This is a genomic window from Paramagnetospirillum kuznetsovii (assembly GCF_003284725.1).
GTDB lineage: Bacteria > Pseudomonadota > Alphaproteobacteria > Rhodospirillales > Magnetospirillaceae > Phaeospirillum > Phaeospirillum kuznetsovii.
This window is the reverse complement of the sequence record NZ_PGTO01000017.1, coordinates 68491-80549: the sequence shown is the minus strand read 5'-3', so window position 1 is coordinate 80549 and position 12059 is coordinate 68491. Positions and strand designations below refer to the sequence as shown.

General features: G+C 56.3%; 12 protein-coding genes. 1 reads left to right on the top strand and 11 read right to left on the bottom strand.

Going from position 1 to position 12059, the window contains the following annotated elements; genetic code table 11:
- Positions 1-388 precede the first annotated feature (388 nt).
- A complete protein-coding gene (locus CU669_RS17035; protein WP_112146789.1) occupies positions 389-1024 on the bottom strand; it encodes a tyrosine-type recombinase/integrase in 636 nt (211 codons plus the stop codon).
- Between the two features lie 674 nt (positions 1025-1698).
- Between CU669_RS17035 and CU669_RS17030 the strand changes: the two genes are divergently transcribed.
- A complete protein-coding gene (locus CU669_RS17030; RefSeq protein ID WP_112146788.1) occupies positions 1699-1911 on the top strand; it encodes a hypothetical protein in 213 nt (70 codons plus the stop codon).
- A gap of 24 nt (positions 1912-1935) precedes the next feature.
- On the opposite strand, the gene CU669_RS17025 is transcribed toward CU669_RS17030, so the two are convergent.
- From CU669_RS17025 to CU669_RS16980, 10 genes are all read right to left on the bottom strand, one after another.
- Positions 1936-3075, bottom strand: a complete 1140-nt coding sequence (locus CU669_RS17025) for a response regulator (protein ID WP_112146802.1) — start codon at positions 3073-3075, stop codon at positions 1936-1938.
- Between the two features lie 50 nt (positions 3076-3125).
- Positions 3126-4067 (bottom strand): ANTAR domain-containing protein, encoded by a 942-nt coding sequence (locus CU669_RS17020; protein WP_112146787.1) that lies wholly within the window; start codon positions 4065-4067, stop codon positions 3126-3128.
- Between the two features lie 145 nt (positions 4068-4212).
- The gene (locus CU669_RS17015; protein ID WP_161539705.1) at positions 4213-5346 is read right to left on the bottom strand and encodes an ATP-binding response regulator; all 1134 of its coding nucleotides are present in this window, start codon (positions 5344-5346) and stop codon (positions 4213-4215) included.
- A gap of 14 nt (positions 5347-5360) precedes the next feature.
- On the bottom strand, positions 5361-5567 hold the full coding sequence (locus CU669_RS17010) for a DUF2934 domain-containing protein (RefSeq protein WP_112146785.1): 207 nt from the start codon (positions 5565-5567) through the stop codon (positions 5361-5363).
- Entirely contained in the window at positions 5564-7168 is a 1605-nt protein-coding gene (locus CU669_RS17005) for a PAS domain-containing sensor histidine kinase (RefSeq protein ID WP_112146784.1), read from the bottom strand. Before CU669_RS17005 ends, CU669_RS17010 begins: the two co-directional genes overlap by 4 nt.
- Positions 7169-7186: 18 nt before the next feature.
- A complete protein-coding gene (locus CU669_RS17000) occupies positions 7187-7405 on the bottom strand; it encodes a hypothetical protein (protein ID WP_112146783.1) in 219 nt (72 codons plus the stop codon).
- 63 nt (positions 7406-7468) lie between these two features.
- Positions 7469-7903 (bottom strand): response regulator, encoded by a 435-nt coding sequence (locus CU669_RS16995; RefSeq protein ID WP_112146782.1) that lies wholly within the window; start codon positions 7901-7903, stop codon positions 7469-7471.
- 30 nt (positions 7904-7933) lie between these two features.
- Positions 7934-10081: a putative bifunctional diguanylate cyclase/phosphodiesterase gene (locus CU669_RS16990; protein ID WP_161539704.1), complete on the bottom strand. Its 2148-nt coding sequence runs from the start codon at positions 10079-10081 to the stop codon at positions 7934-7936.
- Positions 10082-10094: 13 nt separating this feature from the next.
- Positions 10095-10565 carry a hypothetical protein gene (locus CU669_RS21180; RefSeq protein WP_146747771.1) on the bottom strand — a complete coding sequence of 157 codons (471 nt, stop codon included), beginning with the start codon at positions 10563-10565 and terminating at the stop codon, positions 10095-10097.
- A 117-nt stretch (positions 10566-10682) separates the two neighbouring features.
- Positions 10683-11753 (bottom strand): LuxR C-terminal-related transcriptional regulator, encoded by a 1071-nt coding sequence (locus CU669_RS16980; protein WP_112146801.1) that lies wholly within the window; start codon positions 11751-11753, stop codon positions 10683-10685.
- Positions 11754-12059 lie beyond the last annotated feature (306 nt).

Genomic DNA, 12059 nt, shown 5'->3' with positions numbered 1-12059 from the left:
CTCGGCGACTTGGCCACCTACTGCCGCATCCAGGCCACCACGCCGCTCAACGAGAATTACGTCTTCACCCTCACCTCAAGGCCGACCCCGACCCAGAAACGCGCCTTCGAACTCCTCGGCATCGCGCCGGAGTGTACCCAGTAACGCACCCCTCGCTCGATGCAAAATCGTGCGATATCAATGGGGTGCGTATCCGCAAAGAGGGAAGTTCAGTCTAGCCAGGTTGGATCGTTCTGTCACCGGCAGCTTCGGGTCATGTAGAGCCCGTCGGACCCGGCGCTGTGGATGACCGCTTCGCCCTCGGCACCTGCCGCTACCTCTCGCCAGCCCCTTCGCATTGGGCCGCACCACGAGGCGATTGGGAGCCCGCCTCGTGGTGTGCCGTAATTCAGAGTTCAACCTGCTCGGAGATAGCGAGGGCGTCTTCGACCTCGATGCCGAGGTAGCGAACAGTGCTTTCGAGCTTCGTATGCCCCAACAACAGTTGGATTGCTCGCAAGTTACCCGTTTTGCGATAGATCTGGGCGGCTTTTGTCCGCCGCATGGAGTGCGTTCCGTAAGCCATACCATCCAGGCCTGCGCTATCGACCCACCTGTGGACTATACGGGCGTACTGACGCGTCGACAGGTGTGCGCTTTCGTGGAGGCGGCTCGTAAAAAGGTAGCTGGTGTCCATCGGCTGCAACACACTCAGCCATTCCCGGAGTGCAGCCCGGGTCTGTTCGGTGATTTCAAACTGGACCGGTCGTCCGGTTTTTCGTTGTACGATGGTTGTTCGATCGCGAACCCTGCCGCCAAGGCAAACGTCTTGGGCCTTAAGGGTGACGAGATCACATCCGCGAAGCTTGCTGTCGATCGCCAGATTGAAGAGTGCGAGATCACGCTTTGATCCGAGGATCTGAAGGCGAACGCGAATAGTCCAGACGTCCTTGGGCTTCAGCGGCAGTTTCTGGCCGGTCAGTCTCCCCTTGTTCCACGGTGGGCGGGGAGCTGGCAAGTTAGAAAGGGGTTTGGCATCAGGCATGGTATTTCCTCCGAAAACCCGACCACCCCCACCTCAGCGCCCACCACATTCGGGGCCATTCAGTTTACTCCGATTTTGTGATGTCGGGGCAGGCCGACCGAAGCGGCGCTCCGCATGGCGGGCCGCAGCTGCCGTGGCCATCTCGACCGAATGGCGGTTGTCGGGGGCACTGCGGTCGCATACCGCGCCAGGGCCGACGGGCTCTACATGACCCGGAGATGCCCTTTGGGTTTCTTGGGGCTAGGCTGCGTACAATCGCTGCATCTGCGGGGGCGCCTGTTGGCTGCCATGTGGTTACATCCGAACTACGCCAAGCTAAATGGGCGTACAATTACAGGCTCATCAACGAAAGGAGGGTGCCATGCTCGCGCATCCTATGTCCGTGACGGTCGCGATGAGCGGCCACATCATCAACGCTACCTTACAAGCACTATTGTCAAGCAAGGCAGACGAAGGCCGTAGCCGTTCGACGGAAAAAGCGCACGGCTCTGAGCCCATTTGCTTGGGAGATGCTGGATGGTGCGATCATTATGGTCGTAGGCATTGTGATGTCGACGTTGAAAGGCTCTGATGGACGGTGGCTCAAGCCAATATCAATGACGTGGTCGTCAGGAACAGAGAGGTGCTGCCTCCGGCCTCTCTGGTTCTGACTGCGGCGTGTTTGGAGAGCAGCTATGAAACCGGCAAGCGGAATTCGGTTTATTCACGCTCACCTCAATCGCAATGATACCATCGACGATAATGGTGAAAATCGGGCGGTCTGTGAAATCACGCGTGTGGCCGATGGTATTGTCTGGTATGCGGTGCTGGACCGCAACGGGACGGCAATCAGCAGGGAGTGGTGTGAGATTTCACGCTTTCCTGAAATCTTTGCTCAAGCGGCCTGACCCCAAAACTTTTGAGTTAAATGCCTAATCGACCACGGCGTCGAGCAACATGGTCCTGAACAGTGAAAGGAAATGCTGGTCCAGATGGTGTCCCATCTGGTCGGTCATGATCTTCACGGCCATTTCGGCCGCCATGGGCAGTTTGTAAACGCGGCGGTCGGTCAGGGCGCTAAAAACATCGACGATGGATGCCATGCGGGCGAGATTGCTGAGTTCCAGGCCTTTCAAGCCGTTGGGGTAGCCGGAACCGTCCAACTTTTCGTGATGTTGGGCTGCGATTATGATTACCGGTTTCGGGATGCTGGGTGTCAGGTTAAGGAACTTCACCGTCTCAGCGACGTGGCTCTTCATCAGCGCGAACTCGTCGTCTGTGAGAGGTCCCTGTTTATTGAGGACCTCATGCGGGATAGATATTTTTCCGGCATCATGAAGAAGGCCGCCACTCGCCAATACCAGTAGCTCCTCCTGCTTTAATCCCAGAGTATGGCCAAACAGGGAGAGCAACGTCGCAACGCGCAGACTGTGGACATAGGAGTAGTTATCATGCTCCTTGACCCCGTCGAGTATGCCCTTGAAGCTATTCTTGGCCACGGCGTCGATTAGAGGGGCGCAAGCATCTTTGACGGACTCATATGGGACAGGCTCGCCAGCAGCGATAAAATCAGAAATATTGTTGAATACCTCGACTGTGCCTTTGAGGACAGTGCGTTCATGTTCCGGCAAGTTGTTCCAGTTTGCTTCCACATGTCTGTTGATCAGGGTGCTGACAATCTTGATCAGTGCGCTGCGCCGGAACGGCTTGGCAAGGCATCCGTCGGCACCGCATTGCTGCAAGGCATCGGCAATTTCCGACGGGGCATGGATGGAAGTGATGACGGTCGGCACGTTGGCGAGAATTGGATCTTGCCTCAGGTCGTGTATGAGTTCACAGCCGCCCCGCGGCCCAATCATCTCATCGATCAAAATCACACTGGGTGGCTCGAGCCGCATCTCCCGTATGGCCTCAACCTCATTGGGAAATCCCTTGACGCGGTACAAGGACATCAACGCTCTCCCGACCTGGGCTCTGAATGCGATATGAGTGTCGATGATGGCAATAAGGGCGACACGCTTGCTTTGTCCCTGTAATCCCCACTTATTCGAGCATGTGATCCCAGATCCCATCATGGGTTGCAGACGGACGGGTGGGCGCGGTGCTGGCGCAAGGGAGGGGATCATGCCTGTTTACTCCGAACCTCATTTGTGGTCATCGCCTTACCGCTGATGATCTGCTTGAGATCGTCTGCGACAACGTGACAATTTGTCCGAAATTCATCCAGCCGTGCCCGATCAAAAGATGGGTCCTCGTGCATGATAGCTTCAATATCTGCGCTTAAGTCAGAGAGAGCGCCTAGCGTTCGCGGATCAACATCGGTGCAACAAAGATCGTCGCAACAGAATGGAAAACTAACGCGAATCCTGTCTAGGCTTCTTGTGAAAAATTCCAACTTGGGCGGCTCTATCTTTCCCCGCAAAAACATATTAGTTGCGGTTTTATCGATAGCAAGAAGGCAACCAGCATAGCTTCTCAATTTCAATGTACTTAGCTCAAGCCGCGTTAAGTCAATTTGACTTTGTATCTCAGCGAGAGGCGTGTTTCTGATCCTGGCGGCAATTGGATTAGGGACGCTGACGTGCGGAGCGGACGCACAGCCTAGGCGTGGAGCTATGCGACGATCGGGGCCAACATAATCGACAGTAACCACAAATGGCATGCGCCCAACGACGAAGTGGTCAATACACTTCAGCATTGGTCCAGGAGCCACTGGCAGCAACATTATATGATCGGCCCCGGCGGCGGCGACGTTGCGAACTAAGTCTGGGTTACCGTCGGCCAGCAGCATTATGACGATGGGAAATGGGTGGTGAGGCAAGCGGCCATCACGCATCGCGATAATTATTGGTGCGACAAAAGCCCCGCCGAGTTCGGCACTGACAATTATCAGGTCAAAACTTGTTTCTTCAATGGCGGATGAAAGGGCTTCGAGGGTACCGGCCTCAGTGAACGCTTCACCGTTAAATCCTGCAAATGTGAATGCTTGCCGCAGACCCGTGCGGATGATTCGGTTGTCTGCAGCCAGCAATGTTTGGATCGGACTATAATCAATTTTGTTCATAGGACTTTCTCCGGCTGATGCATCGAAATTCCTGTACATCCTTCTCAAGGCAGTTTGGATGATCGTGTGATCGCTCCTGCAAAGCTGGCGCCGTCTTGATTTCCTGTCGGCAGCCAAAAAATTATGGAATGCCCGCGCTAACCGGTTAGGCATGGTTCATTACGTGATGCAGTCCTGAATTGTTGTGATCATCGGGCAAAATGACAGTAAATGTCGTTCCCCGCCCATCCTTACTATTGACGTCAATACGACCGCCATGAGCCTCGATGATTCGAGAGCAGATATAGAGACCAAGCCCATTTGATCGCTCCCCTGCAGTTCCGGTCTTTCCTTTCACGAATGGCTTGAACAGGTTGATCATGACGTCCGCCGGAATGCCGCCACCATGATCGGAAACCGACAAACATTTGCCGTCAGCGCCGTCCACTACCGACACGGTAACGACGTCACCGGCCTTGGAGAACTTGATGGCGTTGCTGATCAGGTTGTTTAACACCTGTTCGATCTTCATAGCATCGCCCTCGACCCAAACAGGCGGCGCCTCCAGTGCCAGCCGCACCTGCTTCTTTTCGGCGACGACGGCACCTATGGTCACGGCCTTGCCTGCCACAGCAGCAAGGTTTAGCCACCGCCGGTTCACCTTCACGTCTCCGGCGTCAGCCAATGCAAAGGCCAGGACCTCCTCAATCATGTTGTTCATGAAGGCCGCCGATTCTCTGATGGCTGTGAGGGCGGCCATCATCTGCGCTGATAGGCTCTTTCCCTCGGTCATCTCCAAGAGTTCGGCATAACCGCTGACGGCCCCGATGGGATTTCGGAGATCATGGGCGAGAATGCCGAGCATCCTGTTCTTGACCTCCACCGAGATGCGGAGTTCCGTGACAAGGGCTTCACGTTCGACCATCAGTGTCATGCGGGCAACGGAGTAGCTGATGGCCCGCCACAGCATTGGACCTGTGAAGTCGCCCTTGACAAGGTAGTCCTGCGCTCCGAGGGAGACCATTCGCTCGGCGAATCCGGTTTCGTCCGTGCTGGTCATGATGACGATCGGGATGGATATTGCCGCCTCGCGCATACTTGTTACCGTCTGCTCCCCCAGGCTATCGGGGAGGGAAAGGTCAAGAAGAATGACATCCGGGCTGGGGCTGGCGAGGCATTCCCGCGCCTCCGCTAGGGTCGCGGCAAGGGAAACCTGGAATTTAGGCCGCACCGACCCGGCGAGCGCGACCGAAACCAGCTGAGCGTCGCCGGGATTGTCCTCGACCACCAGCACCCGCATTGGCGCGTTCGCATTCATAGTGTCTGCGCTTTGTCGGCGAGAGGCGCCGATTTGCATGGAAATGTGATGATCTGCTGGGCGACCTTGCCTTGGTAAGCAGCTTCCCGAAGTATCCATTGTTCCGCTTTGCACCACAATTCTAGGTCATGCCCCTCCGGTCGGCCTTCCTTTTCCCACAGGATACGAGCCATTTCGCGAACCCTTGCTTCATTGTGGGTCATGTTTGCGGTCCTTCATGATGTGGTCTGATCGGCGTCGCCTCCTGGATGCTGGGGGCAGCATCGTCCTCCGCCCCTTTCATCTCGAGCTCTGCCGGTTCTGTCGCGCCGGCATCTGGAATGGTGAAGCGGAATTTCGAGCCATGATCGGGATCGGACTCGACCCAGATATGTCCGCCGTGGAATTCGACGATCTTCTTGCAGATGGCTAGGCCGATGCCGGTGCCCTCGTATTTTTCGCGGGTGTGCAGGCGTTGGAAAATCCAGAAGATGCGCTCGAAGTATTCGTGCGCGATGCCAATACCGTTGTCCTCGACGGCGAATTGCCAGCCGTCTTGGCAGTGGTCGCAGTTGATGCGGATTACCGGCTGGCGGTCGGGATGTCGGTACTTGATTGCGTTGGCCACTAGGTTCTGGAAGAGGCGCACCAACTCGTCGTGATTGCCGGTAACCATCGGCATGGAATCCACCACCTCCACGTTACAGTCGGATTCCTGGATTTGGACCTGGAGATTGGAAATGGCTTCGGCAACCGCGCCGGCACTGTCGATTTGGCCAAATTCGCAGTTAATCCGGCCGACGCGCGACAGCTCGAGCAGTGCCAAGACCAAGCCATCCATCCGCACCGCCCCATCCTTGGCGAAGGCGAGAAATTCTTTCGACTCGATGTCAAGTTCAGGATTGCGTCGCTCCAGCAGGGTCAGGAATCCGTTGACCATTCTCAACGGCTCCCTCAGATCGTGAGAGGCAACGTAAGCGAATTGCTCCAGTTCTATGTTGGCCTTGGTGAGTTCCAGTGTTTTTGCTTCAATTTCCCGTTCGATCGCCTTGCGATCGGAAATGTCGCGGATAATTCCTGTGAAAAATATGCGGCTGTCGTCATTCCATTCGGCCATGGACATTTCCAGCGGCACCTCGTGCGTGTCCTTTCGACGCCCGGTCATTTCGGTGATCTTGCCGTTGAGATGGTGCTCTCCCCCGTCCAGGACCCGCTTCAAGCCGCTATGATGGCGGTCATGGAAACGGCGAGGGATCAGTAGAGTCACCGGTCGCCCAATAGCCTCAGTTGCGGAATAGCCGAAAATACGTTCAGCGCTTTGATTCCAGTCTATGATCCGCCCGGCGCTATTGATCGTTACGATGCCGTCTAAGGCCGTGGATACCACCGCCTTGTAGCGGGTTTCCTCCTTATGCAGCTTCTGCTCCACCCGCTTTCGATCTGAAATATTACGAATGTTGCATTGGATAACTTTTACGTCATCGCAATCATAACTATTGCTCACGAATTCTACATCGATGTAATTGCCAAACTTTGTTCTGAGCGGCATGTCCTCATACCTGACATATCCATTTGCCTGCAGCTCGCCAAACATTTTCTTGGACAAATCTGTATCAATGATGTTCCCAAGTTCCCAAAGCTTCTTATCGACAACCTCTGTATACGAGTAGCCGAGCATCTTGATTAGGTAAGGATTGACGTCCTCGATCTGCCCGGTCGCCGCGTTGAGGAGTAGAATTCCGTCCTGGGCCGCCTCAAACAGCCGTCGATAGCGGCTTTCTGATTTCACCAGCAATTTCTGGGCTGAATCGTGATGGTAGGCCATGACAAGCTCCAGTCCGTATCACTCGGGCAAATGGCTGTTAAAGTAGGGCATGATCATCTCGATCCTGTCGCTTCGGAGGCGTTCGCGCCCGCTGACCTTGACGAAGAAGCAGCGGTCCCTGTGGCAGAATGCCAATTCCTTGATCGCGCCGGATGCCGTCTTGCGGCAGAGTATGGAGGTTTCCTCCCGCCCCTCGGACTGGGACGTCAATTCCTCGAAAGCGTCTCTCTCGATCATGTTCCCCTCCCTGATCGTGGATGACGGGCGCAATATCTTGGGCGGGTTTCTGGCGGTACTGCCCTACGTCGCCGTCGCGTCCGAGCCGTAAGCGCGCTTCCTGCCGATGTGCGGTCGGCTCAAGGCGATCACTAGTCCCTCATTCAGCTGCCGGAGTGAGAACGGCTTTTCCATGTAATGATCAACGCCGATGGCATAGGCATCGGCTTCATTGTCGGGGCCTCTTTGAGCGGTCAGCAGAACTATGGGCAGTACCGGGTCGATACCTTCGATGCCTGCGCGGATGAGCCTTGTGCATTCGAAGCCGTCCATCACCTCCATCTTCCAGTCCATGATGGCGATGTCGGCTCCCTTGACCTTGAGTACGGCGATGGCCTCGGCACCGTTCCCGACCTCTATAATTTCTTTGGCACCGCAGCTGCCCAGCGCCATGTGGATCAGCCCCCGCATCTCAGGGCAGTCCTCAATGATCACGGCTCGCTCAACTTTGCTGGTCATGTCAGCCTCCTCTTTTAAGGGGATTACCCCTCAAGCGTTGCAGATCTGTTCCAGGCACTCGGCCTGGCCGTGTCTCCCAGCATCTCTCTCAGCCGCGTGGTCCCAGTAGTAGCTATCGGCGAAAGTGGCGGCTTCGTCTGCCGGCATTGGTCGGGCGAAGTAGTAACCCTGGACCTCGTCACAGTTCATGGTCTTGAGGTGGTGCAGGGTGTGCTTGTCCTCGACGCCTTCGGCAATGGTCTTCAGATCCAGGTTGCCCGCCATCTGTATGATGGTACGCACGATGGATGCATCGTCATCATCCACCATCAGATCCCGCACAAAAGACTGGTCGATCTTCAACTTGTCGACCTTGAAGCGCTTGAGGTAGGCGAGACTGGAATATCCGGTGCCGAAATCGTCGATGGAAAGCGAAAGGCCCAACGATTTTAGCCGCTTCAGCGTGGTTAGGACGGACTCAGCGTCCTTGATCAGGATGGATTCTGTCAATTCCAGTTCCAGCCACGCCGGATCAACGCCGGCATCAGCTAGGGCGCGGGTGACGGTTTCTTCAATATTGCCGCGCTGGAACTGAAGCGCCGACAGATTGACCGCCACCACCATCTTCGGTAGCCCGTCCCTCTGCCAGGCCGCAATCTGCCCGCAAGCCTCGCGGATCACCCAGTCGCCCATGGGGACGATCAGCCCGCTTTTCTCGGCGATCGGGATAAAGCGCCCAGGCGGGATCATGCCTAACCCCGGGTGGTTCCACCGTATCAGCGCCTCCATACCTATTGTCTTGCCGTGGGTCAGATCGACCTGGGGCTGGTAGTGCAGGACGAACTCCGACCGCTCCAAACCCAGGCGCAGGTCGTGGCGTAACCGTAGTTGTTCATCGACATCTGCGAGCATTCCTGGATCAAAGAGACAGTATGCGTTCCGCCCCATCTCCTTGGCCTCGTACATGGCCGAGTCGGAGCGGCGTCGCAGCGTCTCGAAATCACTTCCATCCTCGGGATAGAGGGCGATGCCGATTGATGCCGAGGTTGAAACAATGTGTCCGTTGACGTCAAAGGGATCTGCGAGGGCATGGATAATCTTGTCCGCGACTCCGCCTGCTGCTTCGGAGCTGTGGATATCCGCCAGCAGGATCAGGAACTCATCCCCGCTATGACGGCCGACGGTGTCGGTATCGCGGACACTCTGCTCCAGGCGTTCGCCCACACGTTTCAGCAGGTGGTCAGCCACTTGATTGCCGATGCTATCGTTGATGATCTTAAAATGGTCCAGGTCGAGGAACAGCAGGGCGCATTTCGAATTGGCCCGGTCGGCGAAGGCCATGGCCATTCGGGCACGGTCCTCCACCAGCGACTGGTTGGGAAGACCCGTGAGTGCGTCATGGTAGGCCAAGTAACGAACGCGCTCCTCTGAGAGCTTTTGCTCGTTGATGTCTCGGCCGACCGCCTGGATCTCCACGACTTTGCCGTCGGCATTGTTGATTCCACCGCCTTCCCAAGCCACCCACCGGTCGCCATCGGGGAAGGTCATCCTGTTCTCGATCGTGGCGCGATAGGCTGGCGATCGACCGGCAGTGGCCAGGGCCGCGCCGGTGGCGGTTCTGTCGTCGGCATGCACATAGGATTGCCAGACGGTACAGAGGATCTCCTCCGGCTCCAGTCGCAGGGCGCGAGTGAAGGCTTCATTGGCGAAGAGGAAATGACCGCCGAGATCTAGTCGGATGACGAATTCGCTCTGGGATTCAACCATCCCACGATAGCGCTCCTCGCTGGCCAGCAGTTTTTCTTTGGAAGAATGGGTTTCCGACACATCATCGATCACCCAGAGGGTTTCGCCCGAGCCATTCAGACCGCTCACCAAGCGAATGCTCAGTCGGCACCAAAACTCGCTACCGTCGAGGCGCCGTATCAGGATCTCGTCTTCGAACGTCTCTCCGGCAAGGATGATCGGATAGGCTCGGACATAGGCATCCAGCAGCAGATCGATGGAGCCAGGCATGGTCACAGCGGCCCGACCGGCGATGTTCTCTCCAATCCTGAGAATTCTCGCCGCCGCATCGTTGATCATGGTGACGGTCCCAGCTGACGTGAGGATCACCAGACCGATCGGGCAGTTGTCGAGGATGGCCTGCATCCTTTCATTGGTGGATTCAGGGGAGGCGAACATGATGCTTTGCTCCATGCCAAATACCCTTTCACGTTGCAGTGGCGCAGTAGCGAACTGGCTCGACGTGAAGAAGCCAAGGACTGAAATTGAAGGCATCAGGGACAATGGAGCGCTCGTCATTGGCGTGAAGCCGGATCTCCGCTTGGTCCGTGATCATGTCGGCAATGAGGAGGACGTGCAGGCTGTCGGCGATCTCGGCTATTTCGCGTGCAAAGGCCCGACGTCCCACCGCACCCAAAAGATCGTCCACGCGGCTGAAGATAAGCGAGTGATCAAAGAAATGGTCGTTTTCGATGGTCAGAACCTGCTCGGCTAACTCATGCACCGAGCACAGATCGCAGAACTCTTCGGCAAGGCGCCTGAGGAGGGAGTGGTTCAGTCGGATCTCGACCGCCAAGGCACGGTGGATTTCACCGAGGCAGTCCATCATCTCGCGATGGCGTGAATCGATCTCTGCGTCCCCACAGCTGTATCTGATGGACGTGCAGGCATGAAACATGGTGGCCCTCCGGTTATGATTGGGCTGGGATTTCGTGGGGCAAAAAGATCCCGTTCCGGAGTTTTTGTTAAATCCGGGGGGGGGGGGGGGCTACGGATGGTGGCGTAGAGGTAAGGGTTAGCCGCTGGACTTGCGGTCGATGTGAGCGATCAGCCAAGCCCCAAGCGGAACCTCGTCGCTCAAACCCGAATCGTGCCACGCGGACAGGGCGAGATCTCGAATGGACTTGATCTCGCGCCCGGATGCCAAGCGCCGGGATATGTCGCGATTGATTGTGACCAATGCCTCGACATCGCTGTCTCTGATGTTTAGACCGCACTTGCCAAGCCGCGACAAGACGAAGTCACTGTGACGCCGATCAACGCTGCCCCATCCGTAACGGTCTGCGACCTCCATCAGCCTTCGCCACAAACGGTGATTTTGATCGAGAGCAGAGACGAAAGCTCCGATACTGCCCGCTTCATTAAGGTTTTCTGCCGACTCGACCAGAGCCACCGCGCTGCTTTCCTTCAGGCTTAGACTGACTGAAGTGGCTGCGTTCATGGCGTCACTGTCGATGTCGAACATGATTGCCTCCAAAGGCCGATTTGGATTGCCAAAGCCTTGACCGTCGACATGGCTCGAATCTGGATCTGGCCGAAGCACGGTCGGAACCAGGACCTTGCGGATCAGCGCCGCCAGAGACTTCACTCCGGCCTTGCGCATGATAGCGGCTCGATGATTTTCGACCGTCCGCTGGCTGATGCCAAGTTCATAGGCAATGCATTTGCTGGGATGGCCGAGCAGCACCATGTCCATGACTTGGTGCTGCCGCATGGTTAGCCTGCTCGCAAAATTTTCCGCACCGTCATTGCCGTGCTCCTTGCCATCAAGGGGCACGATATAATCGATCATCGCTTCCAATGCCTCTATATCGCTGTCGATGACACCGAGTCCGCATTTGTGACGGCTTGCCATGACAAAACTCGCCGTTTTGGTGGGCGATGTGATCCCAGCCTGGCCGATGCGGCTAAAAACATCGGTCAGGTCCCGCCCCAGGCGGTGGTATTTGCAGAGGGCGGAGGAAATGAATGCGTCGATGTCGGACTCTCCGTTAAGGCACATACCGCGCTGCTTTCCTCCAGCCTCCTTCAGGTTCTGACTGACCGGAAGAACTGAGTTCATGGCGTCCCCATCGGTGTCCAACATGATTACCTCCAAACGCTGCGTGGGATTCCCGCCGAAAAGGCATCGCGAAATTCCCGCCCTGAGCCCACACGGTGCCCGCGCTGCTTTTGCGCGTCTGTGCGGTGCAGCACAAATAAGTTTGGTAAAATTGAAGTAGGTATTTAACGAAAATTAAGTGATTTCAGGCGCCTAGAGCAGTCACTTGTGCCGCATTTCCTTCAATGCAGCATCATCGTGATAGAAATAAATTTATCTTAGACCGGCGTATTGATAATAGTTATTACTGCTGCATTGAAATTTAGGGGGGGGGGTGTGACGCGCATCTGC

Bases quoted from the DNA above. Each gene is read 5' to 3' on its own strand.
- CU669_RS17000 (WP_112146783.1), bottom strand. From the start codon at position 7,405: ATGATCGAGAGAGACGCTTTCGAGGAATTGACGTCCCAGTCCGAGGGG.
- CU669_RS21180 (WP_146747771.1), bottom strand. From the start codon at position 10,565: ATGTTTCATGCCTGCACGTCCATCAGATACAGCTGTGGGGACGCAGAG.
- CU669_RS17015 (WP_161539705.1), bottom strand. From the start codon at position 5,346: ATGCGGGTGCTGGTGGTCGAGGACAATCCCGGCGACGCTCAGCTGGTT.
- CU669_RS17005 (WP_112146784.1), bottom strand. From the start codon at position 7,168: ATGGCCTACCATCACGATTCAGCCCAGAAATTGCTGGTGAAATCAGAA.
- CU669_RS16980 (WP_112146801.1), bottom strand. From the start codon at position 11,753: ATGTTGGACACCGATGGGGACGCCATGAACTCAGTTCTTCCGGTCAGT.
- CU669_RS17025 (WP_112146802.1), bottom strand. From the start codon at position 3,075: ATGGGATCTGGGATCACATGCTCGAATAAGTGGGGATTACAGGGACAA.
- CU669_RS16990 (WP_161539704.1), bottom strand. From the start codon at position 10,081: ATGGAGCAAAGCATCATGTTCGCCTCCCCTGAATCCACCAATGAAAGG.
- CU669_RS16995 (WP_112146782.1), bottom strand. From the start codon at position 7,903: ATGACCAGCAAAGTTGAGCGAGCCGTGATCATTGAGGACTGCCCTGAG.
- CU669_RS17010 (WP_112146785.1), bottom strand. From the start codon at position 5,567: ATGACCCACAATGAAGCAAGGGTTCGCGAAATGGCTCGTATCCTGTGG.
- CU669_RS17030 (WP_112146788.1), top strand. From the start codon at position 1,699: ATGAAACCGGCAAGCGGAATTCGGTTTATTCACGCTCACCTCAATCGC.
- CU669_RS17020 (WP_112146787.1), bottom strand. From the start codon at position 4,067: ATGAACAAAATTGATTATAGTCCGATCCAAACATTGCTGGCTGCAGAC.
- CU669_RS17035 (WP_112146789.1), bottom strand. From the start codon at position 1,024: ATGCCTGATGCCAAACCCCTTTCTAACTTGCCAGCTCCCCGCCCACCG.